This is a genomic window from Paraburkholderia sp. BR14374, from assembly GCF_040948685.1.
GTDB lineage: Bacteria > Pseudomonadota > Gammaproteobacteria > Burkholderiales > Burkholderiaceae > Paraburkholderia > Paraburkholderia youngii.
This window is the reverse complement of sequence record NZ_JBFPKF010000013.1, coordinates 1-21,175: the sequence shown is the minus strand read 5'-3', so window position 1 is coordinate 21,175 and position 21,175 is coordinate 1. Positions and strand designations below refer to the sequence as shown.

The 21,175-nt window shown below is 63.7% G+C and carries 21 protein-coding genes, 1 tRNA gene and 1 pseudogene; 10 read left to right on the top strand and 13 right to left on the bottom strand.

From position 1 onward, the window contains the following. Positions 1-10 precede the first annotated feature (10 nt). The 3 genes from AB3X86_RS25705 to AB3X86_RS25695 all read right to left on the bottom strand — a co-directional run bounded on the left by AB3X86_RS25705 (position 11) and on the right by AB3X86_RS25695 (position 5,010). A complete protein-coding gene (locus tag AB3X86_RS25705) occupies positions 11-1,996 on the bottom strand; it encodes a DNA topoisomerase IV subunit B (protein WP_018431606.1) in 1,986 nt (661 codons plus the stop codon). A 494-nt stretch (positions 1,997-2,490) separates the two neighbouring features. Next, the gene (locus tag AB3X86_RS25700; protein ID WP_368598196.1) at positions 2,491-4,425 is read right to left on the bottom strand and encodes an ATP-binding cassette domain-containing protein; all 1,935 of its coding nucleotides are present in this window, start codon (positions 4,423-4,425) and stop codon (positions 2,491-2,493) included. A 183-nt stretch (positions 4,426-4,608) separates the two neighbouring features. Next, positions 4,609-5,010, bottom strand: a complete 402-nt coding sequence (locus AB3X86_RS25695) for a DUF4399 domain-containing protein (protein WP_368598195.1) — start codon at positions 5,008-5,010, stop codon at positions 4,609-4,611. Positions 5,011-5,319: 309 nt separating this feature from the next. Between AB3X86_RS25695 and AB3X86_RS25690 the strand changes: the two genes are divergently transcribed. The 3 genes from AB3X86_RS25690 to AB3X86_RS25680 all read left to right on the top strand — a co-directional run bounded on the left by AB3X86_RS25690 (position 5,320) and on the right by AB3X86_RS25680 (position 6,975). Next, positions 5,320-5,511 (top strand): rubredoxin, encoded by a 192-nt coding sequence (locus AB3X86_RS25690; RefSeq protein ID WP_013088815.1) that lies wholly within the window; start codon positions 5,320-5,322, stop codon positions 5,509-5,511. Positions 5,512-5,745: 234 nt separating this feature from the next. Next, positions 5,746-5,820: transfer RNA gene (locus AB3X86_RS25685), tRNA-Arg, on the top strand. Positions 5,821-6,036: 216 nt separating this feature from the next. Beyond that, positions 6,037-6,975 (top strand): methyltransferase domain-containing protein, encoded by a 939-nt coding sequence (locus AB3X86_RS25680; protein ID WP_368598194.1) that lies wholly within the window; start codon positions 6,037-6,039, stop codon positions 6,973-6,975. Between the two features lie 24 nt (positions 6,976-6,999). Here AB3X86_RS25680 and AB3X86_RS25675 read toward each other — a convergent pair whose 3' ends face one another. The 4 genes from AB3X86_RS25675 to AB3X86_RS25660 all read right to left on the bottom strand — a co-directional run bounded on the left by AB3X86_RS25675 (position 7,000) and on the right by AB3X86_RS25660 (position 9,461). After that, complete coding sequence (locus AB3X86_RS25675) at positions 7,000-7,839, bottom strand: hypothetical protein (RefSeq protein WP_368598193.1); 840 nt, start codon at positions 7,837-7,839, stop codon at positions 7,000-7,002. A gap of 149 nt (positions 7,840-7,988) precedes the next feature. Next, complete coding sequence (locus AB3X86_RS25670) at positions 7,989-8,696, bottom strand: glutathione S-transferase C-terminal domain-containing protein (protein WP_176366962.1); 708 nt, start codon at positions 8,694-8,696, stop codon at positions 7,989-7,991. A 122-nt stretch (positions 8,697-8,818) separates the two neighbouring features. Continuing rightward, positions 8,819-9,040 carry a hypothetical protein gene (locus AB3X86_RS25665; RefSeq protein WP_176109230.1) on the bottom strand — a complete coding sequence of 74 codons (222 nt, stop codon included), beginning with the start codon at positions 9,038-9,040 and terminating at the stop codon, positions 8,819-8,821. Positions 9,041-9,269: 229 nt separating this feature from the next. Next, on the bottom strand, positions 9,270-9,461 hold the full coding sequence (locus AB3X86_RS25660) for a CsbD family protein (RefSeq protein ID WP_368598192.1): 192 nt from the start codon (positions 9,459-9,461) through the stop codon (positions 9,270-9,272). A 198-nt stretch (positions 9,462-9,659) separates the two neighbouring features. On the opposite strand from AB3X86_RS25660, the gene AB3X86_RS25655 reads away from it, so the two are divergent. From AB3X86_RS25655 to AB3X86_RS25635, 5 genes are all read left to right on the top strand, one after another. Beyond that, a complete protein-coding gene (locus tag AB3X86_RS25655) occupies positions 9,660-9,986 on the top strand; it encodes a hypothetical protein (protein ID WP_176380740.1) in 327 nt (108 codons plus the stop codon). Between the two features lie 162 nt (positions 9,987-10,148). Continuing rightward, the gene (gene dcm / locus AB3X86_RS25650; RefSeq protein WP_368598191.1) at positions 10,149-11,453 is read left to right on the top strand and encodes a DNA (cytosine-5-)-methyltransferase; all 1,305 of its coding nucleotides are present in this window, start codon (positions 10,149-10,151) and stop codon (positions 11,451-11,453) included. Positions 11,454-11,483: 30 nt separating this feature from the next. After that, complete coding sequence (locus AB3X86_RS25645; RefSeq protein ID WP_368598190.1) at positions 11,484-11,930, top strand: very short patch repair endonuclease; 447 nt, start codon at positions 11,484-11,486, stop codon at positions 11,928-11,930. 240 nt (positions 11,931-12,170) lie between these two features. Continuing rightward, positions 12,171-12,674 carry a YbhB/YbcL family Raf kinase inhibitor-like protein gene (locus tag AB3X86_RS25640; RefSeq protein ID WP_176121218.1) on the top strand — a complete coding sequence of 168 codons (504 nt, stop codon included), beginning with the start codon at positions 12,171-12,173 and terminating at the stop codon, positions 12,672-12,674. Positions 12,675-12,792: 118 nt separating this feature from the next. Then, a complete protein-coding gene (locus AB3X86_RS25635) occupies positions 12,793-14,211 on the top strand; it encodes an MFS transporter (protein ID WP_217710686.1) in 1,419 nt (472 codons plus the stop codon). Positions 14,212-14,387: 176 nt separating this feature from the next. Here AB3X86_RS25635 and otsA read toward each other — a convergent pair whose 3' ends face one another. From otsA to AB3X86_RS25605, 6 genes are all read right to left on the bottom strand, one after another. Further along, entirely contained in the window at positions 14,388-15,815 is a 1,428-nt protein-coding gene (otsA, locus tag AB3X86_RS25630; protein ID WP_176109236.1) for an alpha,alpha-trehalose-phosphate synthase (UDP-forming), read from the bottom strand. Positions 15,816-16,045: 230 nt separating this feature from the next. Then, entirely contained in the window at positions 16,046-16,258 is a 213-nt protein-coding gene (locus AB3X86_RS25625; protein WP_013088803.1) for a hypothetical protein, read from the bottom strand. A 200-nt stretch (positions 16,259-16,458) separates the two neighbouring features. Further along, positions 16,459-16,716, bottom strand: coding sequence for a hypothetical protein (locus tag AB3X86_RS25620; RefSeq protein WP_368598189.1), 258 nt, complete (start codon positions 16,714-16,716; stop codon positions 16,459-16,461). A gap of 120 nt (positions 16,717-16,836) precedes the next feature. Further along, a complete protein-coding gene (locus AB3X86_RS25615) occupies positions 16,837-18,237 on the bottom strand; it encodes a sigma-54-dependent transcriptional regulator (RefSeq protein WP_368598188.1) in 1,401 nt (466 codons plus the stop codon). 287 nt (positions 18,238-18,524) lie between these two features. Then, the gene (locus AB3X86_RS25610; protein WP_176121216.1) at positions 18,525-18,776 is read right to left on the bottom strand and encodes a hypothetical protein; all 252 of its coding nucleotides are present in this window, start codon (positions 18,774-18,776) and stop codon (positions 18,525-18,527) included. 100 nt (positions 18,777-18,876) lie between these two features. Beyond that, positions 18,877-19,194, bottom strand: coding sequence for a YqjD family protein (locus tag AB3X86_RS25605; RefSeq protein ID WP_176121215.1), 318 nt, complete (start codon positions 19,192-19,194; stop codon positions 18,877-18,879). Positions 19,195-19,554: 360 nt separating this feature from the next. On the opposite strand from AB3X86_RS25605, the gene AB3X86_RS25600 reads away from it, so the two are divergent. Together AB3X86_RS25600 and AB3X86_RS25595 are read left to right on the top strand one after the other, a co-directional pair. After that, positions 19,555-20,613 carry a sigma-54-dependent Fis family transcriptional regulator gene (locus tag AB3X86_RS25600; RefSeq protein WP_176380734.1) on the top strand — a complete coding sequence of 353 codons (1,059 nt, stop codon included), beginning with the start codon at positions 19,555-19,557 and terminating at the stop codon, positions 20,611-20,613. A 246-nt stretch (positions 20,614-20,859) separates the two neighbouring features. Beyond that, positions 20,860-21,175, top strand: a pseudogene (locus AB3X86_RS25595) (hypothetical protein); the annotation flags it as partial.

Genomic DNA, 21,175 nt, shown 5'->3' with positions numbered 1-21,175 from the left:
CGCGATGCGCTCAGATGTCCGCTTCCACTTCGTTGCCCTTCTCTTCGAGCCAGCTGCGGCGCGACGCCGCTTCGCCCTTGCCCATCAGCATCGTCATGCGCGCGACGGTCGCGTCGTAGTCGAGTTCACCGAGCGCAACCGGTTGCAGGCGGCGCGTGTCGGGATTCATCGTCGTGTCCCACAGCTGCTCGGCACTCATTTCGCCGAGCCCCTTGAAGCGGCTGATCGACCACTGGTTGTCACGCACACCGTCCTTGCGCAGCTTGTCGAGAATCGCCTCGAGTTCGCCTTCGTCGAGCGCATAGAGCTTCTGCGCGGGCTTCTTGCCGCGCGCGGGTGCGTCGACGCGAAACAGCGGCGGCCGCGCGACGCACACATGGCCGCGCTCGATCAGCTGCGGGAAATGCTTGAAGAACAGCGTGAGCAGCAACACCTGGATGTGCGATCCGTCGACGTCCGCATCCGACAGAATGCAGATCTTGCCGTAGCGCAGATTCGACAGATCGACCTTGTCGTCCGGATTATGCGGATCGACGCCGATCGCCACCGAAATGTCGTGCACCTCGTTGTTCGCGAACAGGCGATCGCGCTCGGTTTCCCACGTATTCAGCACCTTGCCGCGCAGCGGCAGAATGGCCTGATACTCCTTGTCGCGGCCCATCTTCGCGGAGCCGCCCGCCGAGTCACCCTCGACGAGGAACAGCTCGTTGCGTCCAATTTCCGTCGATTCGCAATCGGTCAGCTTGCCGGGCAGCACCGCGACCCCCGAGCTCTTGCGCTTCTCGACCTTCTGGCCCGCGCGCGTGCGCGCCTGGGCCTGCTTGATCACGAGGTCCGCGAGTTTCTTGCCGTGCTCGACGTGCTGGTTCAACCACAGTTCGAGCGCCGGCCGCGCGAACGACGACACCAGCTTGACTGCATCGCGGCTATTCAGGCGTTCCTTGATCTGCCCTTGAAACTGCGGATCGAGCACCTTCGCCGACAGTACGAACGACACCCGCGCGAACACGTCTTCGGCGAGCAGCTTCACGCCCTTCGGTTGCAGGTTGTGCAGCTCGACGAAGCTCTTGACCGCCTGATAGAGACCGTCGCGCAAACCGGACTCATGCGTGCCGCCCGCGGGTGTCGGGATCAGGTTCACGTACGACTCGCGCGTGAGCGGCCCTTCCTCGCTCCACGCGACGACCCACGCCGCGCCCTCGCCCTCGGCGAACGTCTCTTCGCTCGAACGCGAGCTTTCCGCGTAGCGCTCGCCCTCGAACAGCGGGATCAGCAGATCGCTGCCGTTCATGCCTTCGAGCAGATAGCCGCGCAGGCCGTCTTCGTATTTCCAGCTTTGCTGCTCGCCGGTCTTTTCGTTGACGAGCGTGACTTCGACGCCCGGCAGCAGCACCGCTTTCGAGCGCAACAAACGCTGCAACTCGCCAAGCGGCAGGTTCGGCGAATCGAAGTACTTCGGATCGGCCCACGCGGTCACGCGCGTGCCGGATTTCTTGTCGGCCTTGGTGGCGGCGCGAACCTGGAGCGGCTTCGCGACGTCGCCGTGCGCGAAGCTCAGTTCGGCCACCTTGCCGTCGCGCCACACGGTGACGTCGAGACGCGTGGACAGCGCGTTCGTGACCGACACGCCGACGCCGTGCAAACCGCCCGAGAACGTATAAGCGCCGCCGGCGGCCTTGTCGAATTTGCCGCCCGCATGCAGGCGCGTGAAAACGATTTCGACCACCGGTACGCCCTCGTCGGGGTGCAGGCCGAACGGAATGCCGCGGCCATCGTCGTCGACCGAGACCGAATGGTCCGCGTGCAGCGTGACCGTGATTTGCCGGCCGTAGCCGCCGAGGGCTTCGTCCGATGCGTTGTCGATGACTTCCTGGATGATGTGCAGCGGATTCTCGGTGCGGGTGTACATGCCGGGTCGTTGCTTGACCGGCTCCAGACCCTTCAACACCTTGATCGACGCTTCGCTATACGCGGCGTTTGGCTTTTTCGTAGACATGATTGACTCGGTGCGTCGGTTCATCGTTGTCCACAGGTCCTGTGGACAGGGCCGTGGACAATGCGTTGAGTATTCAAAAAAAGCGAAACGAAACAACAGGGTTAGGCGGGGTGCCCGCACTGCGGGCAAGCTGTTTTGTTGCGCGGCTTCCGCTGGCGCGCTCGAAGGCCAGACAACGACGCTCAGCCCGCGGGGGAAGCCTGTTCGCGGGGTATTGTACTGATTTCGATCACGGCGGCAATTGACGTCGCGCTGAATTGGCCGACTGGATAAGGCGCGGCGGGCGCTGGGGGACACGCGCCGGAGGATGGACGTCTCACGGGACGGCGGCGCAATTGCTTTCGGCGGGTAGCGGCGGAACTGCACCGGCGTGCGCCCGCTGAGCATTCAATGCATGCGCGGCGGCGTTCTCCGTTGTTTTCGTGCCGCCCCGCGCATGTTGCATCAACTCATGCATGAAGGGGCGCGCCATGCGGCGCGCGCACCGGGTTGCGTCACTTGACGCGGTTTTCCAGCTCGTCCCAACGCTCGAGCGCGAGCATCAGCTCTTCGTCGATCTCGGCATAGCGCTCGGTCAGACGCGCGCCTTCGCGTGCATCCTTCGCGAACACCGAGCCGTCTTCGAGCTGCGCGCCGATCACCTTCTGTTCGGCTTCGAGGTCGGCAATCATTTTCGGCAGCGCCTCCAGTTCGCGCTGTTCCTTGAACGACAACTTCGCGCTGCGCTGCGCATTGCGGCCCGTGGCGCTTTCCTTCGACACGGCTTCTTTCGGCGCTTCCTTGCCCGATTCTTTCTGTGCTTCGAGCGCGAGTTGCTCCGAGCGATCGCGCTGCGTCTGCCAGTCCGTGAAGCCGCCGACGTATTCGCGCCACTTGCCGCCGCCTTCCGATGCGATCACCGACGTCACCACGTTATCGAGAAACGCGCGGTCGTGGCTGACGAGCAGCACCGTGCCGTCGTAATCGATCAGCAGTTCTTCGAGCAGTTCGAGCGTCGGAATGTCGAGGTCGTTGGTCGGTTCGTCGAGCACCAGCACGTTGGCCGGACGCGCGAACAGACGCGCAAGCAACAGCCGGTTGCGCTCGCCGCCCGACAGCGACTTGACCGGCGAACGCGCGCGCTCCGGCGCGAACAGGAAGTCGCCGAGGTAGCTCATCACGTGCTTCTTCTGGCCGTTGATTTCGACCCACTCGCTGCCGGGGCTGATCGTGTCCGCGAGACTCTTTTCCAGATCGAGCGCCGCGCGCATCTGATCGAAATAGGCGACCTGCAGATTGGTGCCGACGCGCACATTGCCTTCATCCGGCGCGAGTTCGCCGAGGATCAGCTTCAGCAGCGTGGTCTTGCCCGCGCCGTTCGGACCGACGAAGCCGATCTTGTCGCCGCGCATTACCGTAGCCGTGAAGCGGTCCACCACCGTGCGCTCGCCGTAGCGCTTCGTCACGTCCGTCAGTTCCGCGACTATCTTGCCGGACTTCTCGCCCTGACCGACGTCGAGCTTCACGTTGCCCTGCACGTTGCGGCGTTCGGCGCGCTCGTTGCGCATCTGCACGAGACGCGCGATGCGGCCGACGCTGCGCGTGCGGCGTGCCTCGACACCCTTGCGAATCCACACTTCTTCCTGCGCGAGCAGCTTGTCGAACTTCTCGTTTTCGATACGCTCGACTTCGAGCTGCTGCGCCTTGCGCGTCTGGTACGCCGAGAAATTGCCCGGATACGACAGCAGCCGCCCGCGATCGAGTTCGACGATGCGTGTCGCGACGCGGTCGAGAAACGCGCGATCGTGCGTGATGAATAGCAGCCCCGCGCGCAATGACACCAGCAGATCTTCGAGCCAGCGAATGCCGTCGAAGTCGAGATGGTTGGTCGGCTCGTCGAGCAGCAGCACGTCGGGCTGCACGACGAGCGCGCGCGCGAGCGCCGCGCGCTTCTGCATGCCGCCCGACAGCGAGCCGACGCGCGCCTCGCCGTTCAGGCCGATCTGCTGCAGCGTGGTCGCGACGCGGGTGCTCCAGTTCCAGGCGTCCGCGGCATCCAGCGACGATTGCAGCGTGTTCATGCGCGCGAGCAGCGCGTCGTGTTCGGCACCTTCGGGCGTGTCGGCGAGCTGGTGCGCGACCGCGTCGTATTCGTCGAGCAGCGCGCGCGCCTCGGTGAGACCGGCGGCGACCGCGTCGAAGACGGTGTCGTCGGCGTCGAACTCGGGCTCCTGCGGCACGTAGACCGTGCTCAGATGCTGTTGACGCGAGACGAGGCCGTCGTCGGGTTTGGCCAGATCGGCGACGATCTTCAACAGCGACGACTTGCCCGCGCCGTTGCGCCCGATCAGCCCGACGCGCTCGCCCGCTTCGAGCGAGAAATCCGCATGGTCGAGCAGCGCGACGTGACCGAACGCGAGCTGGGCTCCGGTAATGGTGTAAAGCGACATGGGAATGGGAGAAGACAGCGATGAGTCGGAACTGCTCATTGTACCGGGCGCGGGGCCGGTCGCAGGGATGACGGGCGGGAGATGCGTGCAAGGCGGCGTGCAAGGCGGCGTGCAAGGCGGCGTGCAACGCAATCGGTGCGGGCCGGCGAGACGCGCGCGCCGGTCCGGCCTTCGAACAACGGCTTACTTGACGTGCACCGTGATCGTCTTGCTCATCTGCGGCCCATACGAGCGATGCGCGCCGTCGCCGAATTGCAGCGTCAGCGTATGGTCGCCCGGCGGCAGCGTCAGATCTGTTTCGGTCTGGCCTTTGCCGAAGTGCAGCGACTTGTCGGTCGCGGCGATGACCTCACCCTTCGGCAGCGGCTTGCCGTCGACCAGCAGATGATGATGCCCGGTGCCCTCCGTCATCGTGCCCGCGGGGGCGATCTTCATGCCGTCGAGGCCGAACACGATGTGGACCGGATTGGTGACGGTCGCGCCGTCCGCCGGTTGCACGAAGGTCACGCCCTCCGCCTGCGCCACGCCCGACATGGCGAGCAGTCCTGCCGCCACGATGCCGACCAACCGTCTGTTTTCAAACATCGTTTTCTCCTTTGGAAGCGAAACTCGTCCACGCGATACCGCCAGCGGCCCGGTCTGAGACCGATAGTCGCAATCCATGCCACGCGGGCGCCACGTCTGTCGAATCAGACAGCTTGCAGAGCCAAGCGTACACGCTTTGTATGACGAGGCTGCTGGCCACGAGCCCAGGCACGTCGTGGATGCGTTGCGACGGTGCCGCACTGGTCGTCTGCGGCTGGATTGACTAATTCCGGTAATATTGCGGGTCGCCGCGCCGCCCCATTAAGGGGCAGAGCAAGCCGGCCATTGCATTGAACGAGAGAGTGTGTCGTGAGCGAAGTAATCGAAGTGACGGAATACAAGAGCTGGGTCTGCCTGATTTGCGGCTGGATCTACAACGAGGAAGACGGCTTGCCCGAAGAAGGCATCGCGCCGGGCACGCGCTTCGCCGATATCCCGGAAGATTGGCGCTGCCCGCTGTGCGACGTGGGCAAGGCGGAGTTCGCGGTAGTCGAGTTTTAATGTTGGAATGACGTCGGGCGATGCGCGCGGTTGCGTGCGCTTCGCCAGACGGTCAGGTGGTTTGCACGGCCCCGCAGGCGATATCTGCGTGGCCGTTTGTTTTTCGGGGGTTTTTGGGGCGCGCGGGCGGTTGCTGGCTTGGCTCTCCTTTTGCCCGCGCCGGTTTGATATACTCTGCGCTCGCCGGTCAGTCGGGACTCACCGAGTCCTCGCCGATCTGGCCGGCCCGGTCCTCTCCCTGTAGTTCAATGGATAGAACAAGTGCCTCCTAAGCGCTAGATACAGGTTCGATTCCTGTCAGGGGGACCAAACAGAGCCTAACCGGCTTCCAGATTCGCTCATAAGAGCCCCGTATGCGTTGCGCTGCGGGGCTTTTGCCGTTCATCTGCCTTCAACGCGGGATCCGAGCGATTCCGACCCGTCACGCGATCCACCCCTTCGACATCATCGCCAAACCAGCACTGCCCGAAAACCCGAGATCGCTATAATCTGCGAGCCGACTTCGAAACGTTTCCGAGGACCGACATGGATCAAACGCTCGAATGCGTCACCGCGTTGAATTTTTGCGAGCAGGCCTATCTCGCCGCAAATCCGGACGTCGCCGAGGCTGTGAGGCTCGGCGAATTACGATCGGGAAGATCGCATTTCGAAGTATTCGGAGTCTCCGAAAGTCATCGCAGGCAAGATGCGCAGGTCGCAGCTCAATCCAGGCAGGCACGCAGAAAAAGAATCGAGTCGGTCCTTCGCACCGATATGCCCTATAGCGACGACGGGAAGTTTTTCGATTTCTTGTCGCCCGAGCTGCGCTCCCAGTTCGACATCTATGACTCGGAACTGGCTGGAAGCAATCTGTACGATCAGGACGCACTGAATATGATCGAGCGCCATCCGTCGGGGATCATTCTGGATTGTGGGGCCGGCAGCCGCCCCGCGATCTACGAAAACGTGATCAATTTCGACATCACCAACTATCCCTCCACCGATGTGCGAGGTGTCGGCGAAGTTCTGCCATTCAAAGATGCATCGTTCGATGGCCTTTTGTCGTTGAATGTGCTCGAACATGTGAAGGACCCATTCACCGCCGCCAAAGAAATTCTTCGCGTGTTGAAGCCGGGAGGCGATCTGGTCGTAGTGGTTCCGCTCACCCAACCCACTCACGGCTACCCGCATCACTACTACAACATGACTGCCGAGGGGATTCTCAATCTCTTCGGCTCCGGGATCAAAGCCGAACGCGTATACGTGCCGGAATCGACGACGGCCATCTGGTCGATCTACTGGATCATGAGCGAGTGGGCCGAAGGTCTCGACGAAGATGCCCTGAAAGAATTCAAGGCGCTCACGGTCGAAGAAATTCTGCGGGGACCGCCGACGCTGCTGGATCGATCGTTCGTGAAACAGCTAAGCGCAAAAAAGAATCTCGACATTGCGAGTTCGACGACGGTGATCGCGAAACGCGTCTGAGGCGACGCCAGTCCAACGGCTCCGTTATTTTTGCATCGGCCGACGCAGACTTTGCTCGTATATCGAAGGATCGACGACGTTCATCTGATCCTGTGGACGCTCACCGAATACTCGCTGGAAGTCCTCGGCGCCCAGAATGTCGGCAGCGTCGTGGAGAAAAGAGGAATAGACCTGATTGAGCTCCGAGGCCGACGGAGCATCGCTGCCCTGCGGGGCGTATTGCAAACGCTCGACTCGCACCATAAATGCGCGGCGATGATTCATCAACGACTTGATCTTCGCTTGCGCGTCGGGACCCTTCAAGGTCGCCTGAAGATGCTCCTGAAAATCGTCGACATCGGATTCCTGATGTGCTGGCTTCATGGCGTTACTCCCGCTTGGTGTCGAGCACTGAATCTTTTTGCTCGCCCATGCAGCATGCTGCTTGCCGTACGTTCCGAAGACCGCGTTGCTCAACCAGTAGCCCCTGGACGTGCGAACCGTAGCCGGAGTCGCTCCAGCGCCGCCGGTCGCCCAAAGAATCTGGTTCGACAGCTGATGGCATACACCATCGCGACCATAGCTGAAGATCGTTCCACGAGCGGCCGGATCGATGTTCGGGTCCACATCGGGCTTACATAAGCAACTAGCATAAAGCAGATTTGCCGCGCCGGAAGCCAGAAAACCATTCGCACTGACCGGCGTCCCGCCTCGGGCGTGGAAGCCGCCCCAGCTGTACCAATAGTGCTCGCCAGCGAGCAGGACGTCCGCCAGCGCCGGGTATATCTTCACGCGGCTGTCGTAAGTCGTGACCCAGGTGTGATCGACCACGGAACCCTGGAAATACGCCGGAACGGACCATGCGAACAATGTAACGGCGCTCATTGCTTCACCTTTTGTCCGGTCGCATCACGGCGCTGCCGCGCGAAAGTCGCCCGAAAAGCCGGTAAGAACATTACTCACCTGAAAAGGTTATACGCGGTCAGCGGCAATATTTTCAAGGACACGAAAAACCGTCGAGGCAACTCAGGCGATCAGGCCGGCCGCTGCGGAATATTCAGGCCGCGCGCCACCGCCGGACGCTCGACGAACGCAGCCAGCACGCGCCGCACGTTCGGGAAGTCCTGAATGCCGACCAGCTCTCCAGCCTCATAAAAGCCGACCAGATTGCGCACCCACGGGAAGATCGCGATATCGGCGATCGAATACTGATCGCCCATCACCCAGGCGCGTCCTTCGAGCCGCTGCTCCAGCACGCCGAGCAGCCGCTTCGATTCGGCGATGTAGCGGTCGCGCGGACGCTTGTCCTCGTACTCCTTGCCGGCGAATTTGTGGAAGAAGCCGACCTGGCCGAACATCGGACCGATGCCGCCCATCTGGAACATCACCCACTGGATCGTCTCGTAGCGCCCGGCGGCGTCCTTTGGGATCAGCTGGCCGCTTTTGTCGGCCAGATAGATCAGGATCGCGCCCGATTCGAACAGTGGCAGCGGTTTGCCGTCGGGGCCGTGCGGATCGAGGATCGCGGGAATCTTGTTGTTCGGGTTGAGCGACAGAAACGCCGGCGTCATCTGATCGTTGGTATCGAAGCGCACCAGATGCGGCTCGTACGGCAAGCCGGTTTCCTCGAGCATGATCGAGATTTTTACGCCATTGGGCGTCGGCAGCGAATAGAGCTGAATCCGGTCCGGATGCTCGGCCGGCCATTTTTTCGTGATCGCGAAAGCGGATAAATCGGTCATGGGTTCGGGTCGCCATAGGGACAGAAGGACCGCCCAATATAAACCGACTCGCCACAACGCGTGCGAGGCCGCTCGAAGACCTTACAAACGCCGTGGCAACAGGGCCGTTCGCAATCGGCGGATCACCACAAGTCCTTCGTCGCCGTGCCCGCGCGCAAGTTGAAGCCCTCTCGCCACAGCGTCGCTCCGACCGTCAGCAGCAGCGTCTTCTCGGTGCCGTCGAGCAGTTCCCACGCGCCCGCAAGCCACGTCGCGAAGCTCGCACAGGTCGCTTCGAGATCGGGCGGCGCCTTGCCTTCCAGGTACTGCCGTTCGAACATCGAAAGTATCTTTTCGGGTGTCATTGGCGCGACCTCCACGTGGGATTTGCGCCAAGTCTAAAGGGCTGGCGGCGCGTGGGGAATGCCGATCATCGCGATCACGGGTTACTCCCAGGCCGGCCGGCGCGCGAGCGTCAGCCGCGACCCAGACATTGAAACCGGACTGCCGCGCTCCGCTCTGCGCCGCACAAAAAACAAAGGCGCCGCGACAGTCGCGACGCCTCGCCGTTACGGCAACCTACAGCGAACGGGTTCAGCGATGACCGCGCTTTGCATCGTCCTTGGCGTCTTCCTTCGCATCGCCATAGGTTTTCTGCACCTTGCCGGCGCCCTGCTGCATATCGCCCTTGAGTTCCTTCGCGGGGTCGTTCGTGGCCTTGCCGACGGCCTCGTTGACCTTGCCCTTGACCTGCTCGCCAACGCCCTTCACTTGATCCTTGTTCATGTTCGGCTCCCATATGCGTAGTCGACAGAGATGCCGGCGCGGTATTCCGCCGGTATGTGGGAATTAGCAACGGCTGTTCCCGGGGCCGTTCCGCGCGCGGCGCCATCGACGAACGCCGATGCGCGATCGGCAAACTTTTTATCAAATAAGGCCTAAAGTCTCGCCGCGCACCGCCGTAAATGCGTTCAGGGAGGAGTCATGGACCATATGGACACTACGGTTTCGGGATCATCGCAAGCCACGTTGATCGACCACGACATCGCGCACATCGCGCGCGTGATGCACGTATCGCTGCGCGGCGATTTCGGCGGTCCGATCCTGCCGGCCACCTATTGGCGCAAACGGCTGACCGCGCTGGTCGACAGCGGCCAGCTTTCTCCCGCCCAATTGGACAAAGTCGACAGCCTGCTGCTGCAACTCGATCGGCTCGCGTCGACGCCGCTGCCCGAATGGGAACGCTTCGCGCCCGCGCCGACCTCGCGATTCGAACCGGCTGAACGGGCGAAGAAAGCGAAGTCGGCCTGATCTCGCGAAGCCGCACGCCGCCTCACCGCTTCCGCACCCGCCGCAGACAAACGCAGCGGCGCGACGTATCGCGAAAAAATCCTGATCAATCGGCGCTAAAAATAGGGAAATGGGACGACCTTAGGTCATAATGTCCGCAAAAATTCCCAGCCAGGACGCCACGTGACCCTCGTCGCCCCGTTCGACCTGCTCAAGCAGGCGCGCGCCCGTTTCACCCAACGCGAAATCGCAGCCCATGTCGGCAAGGACATCAAGACGGTGCGTCGCTGGGAAAAAGGTGAAACGCCTTGTCCCGCGATGCTCGAACCCGCGTTGCGCGATCTGCTGCGGCAAGGCGCGCGTGAGGCGCAACAGGCGGGCGACGCGGCGCGTTTTAGCTTCATCGATCTGTTCGCGGGCATCGGCGGCATTCGCATGGGCTTCGAGGCGCACGGCGGCGAATGCGTGTTCACCAGCGAGTGGAACGAATTCTCGACCCGGACTTATCGCGAGAACTACGGTCAGAACTACGGCGACAACGCCGCGACCGGCGGCGCGCACGCGCTGATCGGCGACATCGTCACGTTTCCCGCCGAGGACGTGCCGAGCCACGACGTGCTGCTCGGCGGCTTTCCGTGCCAGCCGTTTTCTATCGCCGGCGTCAGCAAGAAAAACGCGCTAGGGCGGCCGCACGGTTTCGAATGTACGACCCAGGGCACGCTGTTTTTCGACGTCGCGCGGATCATCGCCGCGAAGCGCCCCGCCGCGTTCCTGCTCGAAAACGTGAAAAACCTGCTGTCGCACGACAAGGGCCGCACCTTCGACGTGATCCTGCAAACGCTGCGCGACGAGCTCGGCTACGAGGTGCACTACCGCGTGATCGATGGCCAGCATTTCACGCCGCAGCATCGCGAGCGCATCATCATCGTCGGCTTTCGCGGCAAGACCGCGTTCACGTGGGACGATCTGCGGCTGCCCGACGAGGGTCCGCGGCTCGGCGCGATCCTGCATCGCACGGACGGTACGGAACCCGTGCTGCCGTGGGACCACGACCGTTTCTTCGATCACGCCGCGCGCCGCGTGCAGCCGAAGTACACGCTCACCCCGAAGCTGTGGGCATATCTGCAGAACTACGCGGCCAAGCATCGCGCGGCGGGCAACGGCTTCGGTTTCGGCATGGCCTATCCGGACAGCGTGACGCGCACGCTGTCCGCGCGCTATCACAAGGACGGCTCCGAAATACTCGTCTATCAAGGCGAGGCGCTGCGCCCGCGTCGTCTGACGCCACGCGAATGCGCGCGGCTGATGGGCTTTCCCGACACCTTCAGGATTCCGGTCAGCGATACGCAGGCCTACCGGCAGTTCGGCAACAGCGTCGTGATGCCGGTGATGCGCGAAGTGGCGCGTATCATGCTGCCGCATGTGCAAACCCTGCTCGCCCACCCGACCCGCGATGCGTCGAAACACTCCCTGCCGCTCTACGCGTGAGCGGCCGCGCGACCCGTTGGCCCACTGACGATGGTCGATATCGTCGATAGCGCGACGCGCAGCCGGATGATGTCCGGCATTCGCGGCCGCAACACCAGGCCGGAGGTTCTGATCCGCAGCCTGCTGCATCGGCGGGGCCTGCGCTTCAGGCTCGACGCGCGCGATCTGCCCGGCCGCCCCGACATTGTGCTGCCGCGCTATCGCGCGGTGGTGCTCGTGCATGGCTGCTTCTGGCATGGCCACGACTGTCATCTGTTCAAATGGCCGCAGACGCGGCCCGACTTCTGGCGCGACAAGATCGGCCGCAATCGCAGCAACGACGACAAGGTGCGCGCCGCGCTGCTCGCGAGCGGCTGGCGCGTCGCGGTCGTGTGGGAATGCGCTTTGCGGGGTGCGAATCGCGACATCGCGGGCGTGATCGAGCGGCTCGTCGCGTGGATCGGAAGCGACGCGCCGGAGTTCGAGGAACGCGGCTGAAACCACGCGCGGGTTGCCCTGCTCGCGCGAGTCTCGCGGCCGCTGGTGCTACACTCGAAAGGCTCACCCGGCGTGCTTTCGAGATGCCTTCGAGGCACGCTTGGGCGGCGTTTTCCGGGTGCTTTCCCGGCGCTTTCACGGCACTTTCTCACGCGCTCCGGCATGCCGCGAGATGCGCCTCGCCGCCGGGATATCGCGCACTCCGACGATCCCAGAAGCAATCAACAAGGGAGGCACATCATGGCTGACTTCCGTCTCTGGTCCGACGACTTTCCCAACAACGGCTTCATGCCGAAAGACCACGAGTACAACGACAAGGCGTTCGGCGGCGACGGCGAAAACATCTCGCCGTCACTGCAATGGGAAGCGCCGCCCGCGGACACGCAAAGCTTCGCGCTCACCGTTCACGATCCCGACGCGCCGACCGGCAGCGGCTTCTGGCATTGGGTCGTCGTCAACATCCCGGCCGACGCGCGCTCGCTGCCGCGCAACGCCGGCAAGGCCGACGGCACGCTGCTGCCGCAGGGCGCGATCCAGCTGCGCAACGACTACGGGACGGTCGGCTTCGGCGGCGCCGCGCCGCCGCGCGGCGATCGCACGCATCGCTATATTTTCCGGCTGCATGCGCTGAAGGTGCCGCATCTGCCGGTCAGCGCGGAGACCACCAACGCGGTCGCGCGCTTCATGACGCATCTGAACGAAATCGACTCGACGACCCACACGGGCCTCTACGAACTCAAATGACGCGAGCGCGGCGCCGGCGTTCTGGCAACGGTGGCGCCGCGCCGACCGATGCGCCCGCAGCGGCCAGCGCGTGAGCCGCGCACAGGCGCGGCAACATCTCCGACAAATCAAACAATCGATGCACGCACCCTCCCCGCGCACGGATGGCCCGACGCCCTCCACTCCCCGCTTCGAAGGCAAGGAACTGGGCCTGCCGGTTCCGCAACGCTATTGGGCGATGCTCGTCATCGCGCTGTCGCTGACGCTCGCGGTGCTCGACAGCGCAATCGCCAACGTCGCGCTGCCGACGATCGCGCGCAACCTCAATGCGAGCGCCGCCGCGTCGATCTGGGTCGTCAACGCGTATCAGCTCGCGATCACGATCTCGCTGCTGCCAATGGCGTCGCTCGGCGACCGCATTGGCTATAGGCGCATTTATTTGTCCGGTCTGATCCTGTTCACGGTCGCGTCGCTCGGCTGCGCGCTGTCGAACTCGCTTGCGACGCTCGCGCTCGCGCGCGTGGTCCAAGGCTTCGGCGCGGCCGGCATCATGAGCGTGAACACCGCGATCGTGCGCATGATCTATCCCCCGGCGCAGCTCGGGCGCGGCGTCTCGATCAATGCGATGGTGGTGGCGGTGTCGTCGGCGGTCGGGCCGACGGTCGCGTCGGGCGTGCTCGCGATCGCGACGTGGCCGTGGCTGTTCGCGATCAACGTGCCGATCGGGATCGCGGCGATCGTCGGCGGCTTCAAGGCGCTGCCGATGAACCCCGGCCACGAATCGCCGTATGACTATCTGAGCGCGGTGATGAACGCGATCGTATTCGGCCTGCTGATTTTCGCTGTCGATGGCCTCGGCCACGGCCAGCGCTTCGGCTACGTGACGCTCGAAGCACTCGGCGCTCTGGTGGTCGGCTACTTCTTCGTGCGCCGGCAACTGACGCGGCCCGCCCCGCTGCTGCCGATCGACCTGCTGCGTATTCCGGTGTTCGCGCTGTCGGTCGGCACCTCGGTCTGCTCGTTCTGCGCGCAGATGCTCGCGTTCGTGTCGCTACCGTTCCTGCTGCAGGAAACGCTCGGTATGTCGCAGGTCGAAACCGGTCTTCTGATGACGCCGTGGCCCGCGATCATCATCATCGCGGCGCCGATCGCAGGGGTCCTGTCGGACAGGATATCGTCCGGCTGGCTCGGCGGCGTCGGGCTCGCCGCGATGACGGTCGGCCTGCTGCTGCTCGCGACGCTCGGGCCTCACCCCGACGCACTGCAGATTTCGTGGCGCATGGCGCTGTGCGGCGCGGGCTTCGGTATCTTCCAGTCGCCGAACAATCGCACGATGCTGTCGTCCGCGCCGCGCGAACGCAGCGGCGGCGCGAGCGGCATGCTCGGCACCGCGCGCCTGACCGGGCAAACGCTCGGCGCGGCGCTGGTCGCGCTGATCTTCGGCGTCGCTCCGCAAAGCGGGACGGTCATCGCGCTGTACGTGGCCGCGGGGTTTTCGGCGGTCGCGGCGGTCGTCAGCACGATGCGGGTCGTGCAGAAGGCGACGCAGCCGGCTTGAAGGTTGTGGCCGCGTTGTGGCCTGATTGGGGCAGTTCGTCGTGCAACGCATCCACGAAAAAGGGCGCGCATCGCACGACGCGATGCACGCCCTTTTTGCTTCGATCTTCGTTGTCACTTCATTCACGACGTGACCGGCCCACGCGTCGCCCGCCCGCGCGGGCCGCGACTGTCCGCTCAGGACGATGCCGTCACGTCAGCGAGCTTTACCGCTTTGGCCGTCACCGAAGAGGCGGTCGCGACGTGGCGCAGATCGTCGAGGAAGGTATCGCGCCAAACCGACAGATTGTTCTCGCGCATCGGCTCCATCATGTCCGCATGACGCGCCTGACGCTCGGCGAGCGGCATCGACAGCGCGCGTTCGAGCGCTTCGGCCATCTGCGACAGATCGAACGGATTGACGACGAGCGCGCCCGGCAGCTGCTCGGCCGCGCCCGCGAATTGCGATAGCACGAGCACGCCCGGATCGGCCGGGTCCTGCGACGCGACGTACTCCTTGGCCACCAGGTTCATCCCGTCGCGCAGCGGCGTCACATAGCCGACCTGCGACTGGCGGAATAGCGCCATCAGCAGATTGCGCTCGTACTTGCGGTTCAGATACTGGATCGGCGTCCAGTCGAGCTGCGCGAACCGGCCGTTGATGCGGCCCGCTTCGCCTTCGAGCGTCTGCCGGATGCGCTGATAGGTCTGCACGTCGGCCCGGGTCGGCGGCGCGATCTGCACGAGCGACACGCGGCCGTGCCAGCCGGGCGCGTTCTGCAACAGCCGCTCGAATGCCTGGAAGCGCTCGACCAGCCCCTTCGAATAATCGAGCCGGTCGACGCTCATGATCAGCTTGCGCCCGCGCATGCCGTCGCGCAGGCTGCGCACCGCCTTGCGGTCGGTGAACTGCTCGGCGGCTTTGGCGATCGCATCGGGATAGATGCCGATCGGGTACGCGCCGACCTTCAGGAAGCGGTTGTACGCGTGCACCATGCCGTCTTCGCTCGATGTGCCGTGGTGACCGCGCTCGATATAGTCGACGAACGACTGGCGATCCGCTTCGGTTTGAAAACCGATCACGTCGTAGCTGCACATCGCCTTGACGATCTCCTCGTGCGGCGGAATCGTGCGCAATACCTCGGGCACCGGAAACGGAATGTGCAGGAAGAAGCCGATCGGATTCTTCACGCCGAGATCGCGCAGGCAACGCGCGAACGGCAGCAGATGGTAGTCGTGCACCCAGATGATGTCGCTGGGCTTGAGCAGTTCCTTCAACTGCTTCGCGAGCGTCGCGTTGACCCGCTGGTAGCCCGCGTAGTCCTCGCGGTCGTAGCGGGACAGGTCGTTGCGATAGTGGAAGGTCGGCCACAACGTGGTGTTCGAAAACCCGCGGTAGTACTCGTCGTAATCGCGCTTGGTGAGGCCCACCGTCGCGTAGGTGACGTTGCCCTGCTTCTCGATCACGGGCGCGGATGGCTCACTGACCGTTTCGCCGCTCCAGCCGAACCAGACGCCGCCAGTTTCCTTCAGTGCGTCCAGCACGCCGATCGCGAGCCCGCCCGCTGCCGGACGCGCTTCCTGAATCGGTGCGACACGATTCGATACCACGATCAATCTGCTCATTAGTGCTCCATTGTTTCGTTGTATGCGGAATTGCGCCAAAACGGTGCATGCAAGCAACGTGCCGATATTGAGATATCGGAAATAAAGTTGTATGGAAATGTGACAAACGAGCTAATCCCCGCAATCATCGCTAATTGCGAAGAAAATTTTTCTATTAAATCAGACCAAAGCGGAGGTCTTTCTTACCGGCAACGCAGCCGCCGGAACACCCGCCGGTTTACTGCGCTGCGTCAGGCGTCTTGTTCCGAGCCCAGATCGCGCTGATATTCGAGGCCTTCCTGACGCACCCCGCCCTGGTTGTGCTCGCCGTCCGGCGGCGTATGCGGGGCGATCCGGTTCTGCGCGGCCGGGTCGGGCGACTCCGCCGGCTCAGTCTTGACATCGGCCGGCCGTGGCCCGCGCTTGGAGTGCCGCGCGGAACGTCGCAATGCGGGGTGTCTCATGATCGTGCCTCCGGGGAAGCCCGCCGCTTGTTGCGGCATCCCTACAGTCTAGGGGGCGAAACCGTAAATTGCCGGTAAAACATGCGCCGGCTTTGTAACAAGTACAGCAATGCAATGCACCGGACCGGGGCCACAGTCTGCTGCAGTGCGGAGACGTTTGCATCGAGTGCGCGGCTGTATAAACGTCATCGAGGGTCGCATCAGCATTGCAGCGCTCGCGACTGACGATCGGCGGCCTGAGGCGTCTGCGTGGGCTGCGGCGGCGGATCGCCGATCGGCGGCGCGACCGGTTCCACAGGTTCGATCGGATCGGGGGTCGGGCCGGGGATCGTGTCGGGTTCGGCCGGGTCCGGCGGCGTGGCGGGAGGCTCGACCGGTTCGGGCCGGTGAGCGTGCAACGGCCCGGACGGCGGGGAAGCGGCAGCGTAATGCGGCAGGTGCGGCGGCAGGTGCGGCATGTCGGTGACCTCGTTTTGCGTTCCACTGGAGCGCAGCAAGGCCTGTGCCGTTCGGGTGCCCACCCGGAAGCCCGGGCGGGCGATCGCTGATGATGCAGACGACGCGCGAACGAGCGCCGATCAGGCGTCCGCGCCGCCGAGCGCGCGTGATTCGTCGGTGGGGTCGCCGTCGTCGCGCGCATCGTTGCCGTACTCGACGAGCCGGTTGTACAGCGTCTTCAGGCTGATGCCGAGAATTTCCGCGGCGCGCGTCTTCACGCCGCCGCATTGCTCGAGCGTCGCCAGGATCAGCTGACGGTCGGCTTCCGCGAGCGAAGTGCCGAACGGGATCGTGATCGCGGTGCCGGTCGCGGGCTTCGAAAGCGTGATCTGCAACGGCACGGTCGCCGTGGCATCCGAATCCGCGCTCGACATGATGTGCGCGCGCTGCACGTAGTTCTTCAGTTCGCGCACATTGCCTGGCCATGGATACGACAGCAGCATTTCCTTCACCGCAACCGGGAAATGCTTCTTCGTGCCGTGACGCTCGTTGAGCTCATCGAGGAACGATTGCGCGAGCAGCTCCACGTCCTTGCCGCGATCCCGCAGCGGCGGCAGGCTGATCGGAAACACGTTCAGCCGGTGGTAAAGGTCCAGCCGCAGCTTGCCTTCGAGCACCGCCTGCTCGGGATCGCGATTGGTGGCCGCGATCAGACGCACATCGGTTTCGATTTCCTTGGTTGTGCCGACACGCATGAACATACCGGTCTCGAGCACGCGCAGCAGCTTCACCTGCAGCTCGATCGGCATCTCGGTGATTTCGTCGAGGAATAGCGTGCCGCCGTTCGCGCGCTCGAAATAGCCCTTGTGCTGCCGATCCGCGCCGGTGAACGAACCGCGCTCGTGGCCGAACATTTCCGACTCGATCAGATTCGGCGAAATCGCGCCGCAATTGACCGCGAGGAACGCGTGTTTGCGGCGCAGGCTCAGCTCGTGCAGCGTCTGCGCGGCGACTTCCTTGCCGGTGCCCGATTCGCCGACCAGCATCACCGAGGCCGCCGTCGGCGCGACGCGGCTGATCTGGTCGTAGACCTCCTGCATCGCCGGCGAATTGCCGAGCATCAAACCGAAGCGGCCCATGCGGCGCAACTCGCCGCGCAGCGTGCCGATCTCGGCCTTCAGGTCGCCGGGGCGCGGCAGGCGCGACAGGATCGCCTTCACGCGCTGCATGTTGATCGGTTTCACGAGATAGTCGGTCGCGCCCATTTTCAGCGCGCTGACCGCCGACTCGACCGTTGCGTGACCCGTGATCACGATCACTTCGACGCCGGAGCGCGGATCGAGATCTTCGAACAGATCGACCCCGCTGCCGTCGGGCAGCTTCAGGTCGGTGAATACGACGTCCGGCACCTGCCGGATCAGTTGAATACGCGCTTCGCGCAGATCGCCCGCGGTGGCGGTGGTCAGCCCGTCTTCCCCAATGATGGCGGAAAGCGCCTCGCGGGTACCTGCGTCGTCATCGACAATCAGTACATGTGGCATCGCGTTTCGAAAGCCTGCAAGCGTGGGTCGGAAAATATGCGGATCATCCCCATGGGCATGCCGCTGGATCGAGTCGGCTGCATGACGCGGATTCGAGTTGTGTCCCGCGCCGCCGACCATTTGATGAAAAATTGCAACAATGACGGCAAAATGCCCGCCGATTACCGCATCATTGTTGTCTATTTACCTATTATACGGGTTTATAGAATCCATTTAACAATCGCTTCCAGGCGCCGACCGCCGATCTGGCTGCACCCCCGCCGACCCTGGGATTCGAGCGCCGTGCTTCAGCCACGCGGAAATGGCCATGCGCGGTGTTCGCCGTCAGCCTGCCCTGAACCGTTGGTGCTCTGGGACGCGGGCGCGAGCTCGGTCGACGAGGTTGCCGGCGCCGCGACCGCACCACCCTCGTTTTCCCAGCGGCTCAGCTCGCGGGCCGGGGAAATCTGGCCGGTGCGTTTGTGTTGCACGTAGCGAACCGCCAGAAAGCCGCCGAGTGCCATCAATGCGCCAAAAAAACCAATCGTGGGTCGTGTCATCATGAACTCCTTGGATCGTGATGCGGATGAGTGCCGGCCGTGCCAGACGAGCCCCGCGCCTTCCAGCGAGCCGAGGCGAGCGTCGCTCGCCGCGCCGCCTCTATCGTGCGACCAGCACGCCGAGCAGAAATCCGGCGCCCGCCGCGAGCGCGAGCGAGCGCCACGGGTTACGGCGCACATAGTGCTCGGTGCTGACCGCCGCCTCGCGATAGCGGCGATGCACGTTGCGTTGCGCATCGCCGAGCGCCGATTGCAGCGTTTCCACATGCGTGCCGAGCCGGTCGCGCAACGCATCGACGCTTTCGCCCGGCACGTTGGCGGCGAGCCGCAGCATTTCCTCCGAGTCCCTCAGCAGCACCCGAAGATCCTCGACGATTTTCTGTCCGCCGAGTGCAAGTTGTTGCGTGGTGTCGGTCATCGTTCACTCCTCGTCTGATTCGGCGTTCGTGGCCGCGCGATACGGGTTGCCGGGTTGCCGCCCTACGCTCACCAGCGCCGCCGCGGCGTAGCCGTCAAAAGCTCGCACGACTCGGTCAAACGGTCAATGATGCAATGCATGTGCCCGGTATATTTACCGCTTCAGCGCGCTGAAAAAGGCCAATTTCGAGCACTTTCGACCGATTGCGCGCACGACTGCCGCAGCGGCTGCCGGTTCGATTGCCGGAATCCGTGTCGAAGTGGTTAAATCGTCTTTTATGAGATAGTGGCTGTACGGTCTCCCGCATTCAAGGCCTGCGCGCCGCATCACGAACTTCATTTGCACAGGACTCCCCCTTTTATGGCGTCAATCGATCTGGACTCGCCCACCGTGTCCGCCGGCGGCAATGCTTCGCCACAAGCGAAGCAGCGCGTCGGGGACGCCGTCGCGGGACTGAAATCGTACGGGCTGCTGTACGGCTCGTCGCCGGTGATGCTCGATCTGTACGAGCAGATCGAACGCGTCGCCGATACCGACGCGACCGCGCTGATCATCGGCGAATCGGGCACCGGCAAGGAGCTGATCGCCCGCACCATCCACGAGCGCAGCGGCCGCAAGGACGGCGCTTTCGTCGCCGTGAACTGCGGCGCGATTCCCGATGAGCTGATCGAAGCCGAGCTGTTCGGCCACGAAAAAGGCAGCTTCACCGGCGCGGTCCAGGGCCGCATCGGCTACTTCGAACATGCGAACGGCGGCACGCTGTTTCTCGACGAAATCACCGAGATGGCGCCGGTGCGCCAGGTCAAGCTGCTGCGCGCGCTCGAAACCGGCACGTTCTATCGCGTCGGCGGCAACGAGCTGATCAGCGGCAACGTGCGCGTGATCGCCGCGACCAATCGCGACCCGGCGGTGGCCGTCAAGGAAAACGGCTTGCGCGAGGATCTGATGTACCGGCTCGCGGTGTTTCCGCTGCGCGCGCCGCCGCTTCGCGAGCGCGAAAACGATCGCGAGCTGCTTGCGCAATACTTCCTCGCGCAGTTGAATCAGCAGGAATCCACCAACAAGAGCTTCAGCAAACGCTCGATCGAAACGCTGCGTTCGTGGTCCTGGCCGGGCAACGTGCGCGAGTTGAAGAACGCCGTGTATCGCGCGTTCATTCTCGCGGAGAAGACCGTCGAATTGCCGCATCCGCATCTTGCGTCGCGAGTCAAGAAAGCGGTCACGCAAGGCGACGCGATGAGCGTGTGGATCGGCACGCCGCTCGCCGACGCGCAGAAGCAGATCATTCTCGGCACCCTCAAGTACTGCGGCGGCGACAAGCGGCGCGCGGCCAAAGCGCTCGGCGTGAGCCTCAAAACGCTGTACAACCGGCTGAGCGCATACGGCGACGAAGGCGGCGAAGACGAAGCCGACTCGTAGGCACGCTGCAACGTAGGCCGTTCGCCGCTGGCGGCGGCCTCCCAAATACCTGGCAGAGCCAGGCAAGCCATTCCGCCCATGCAGCAGAAAACATCGCGGCGCACGATGTTTTGCAATTTCTTGCATTTTTTCGCTGCCAATTACAAAACGCATCCTGCACAATGCGGCAGCGTAATAAACGACGTGTCCTTCGTTTACACGCGCGACGCGTGAACGCAGGCACCTGTACGGGCAGGGACGGGAGAAATGCAAAAGAACATGGTGTGGGCCGACAACGCGAAGTCCGTTGTCGCAGCCAAACGCCCCCACGTAACAGCGCTGATCGCGCTGGCGCTGGCGGTGTCGTCCGCATTGAGCGGCTGTAGCTCGTTGTACTCGGAAGGCGCGGTCGCGGGCGCCGGTATTGCGGGTGCCGCGGTCGCGGGCAAGGTCACCAGCAATGCGGCGGTCGCGACCGGTATCGGTCTCGGTGCGGTCGCCGCCGCGCGCGCCGGCGTGCAGTACTCGGAGCGCGTGGTCCACACGAATACCCAGAACAGCATCGCGCAGGCGGCTGGTCCGC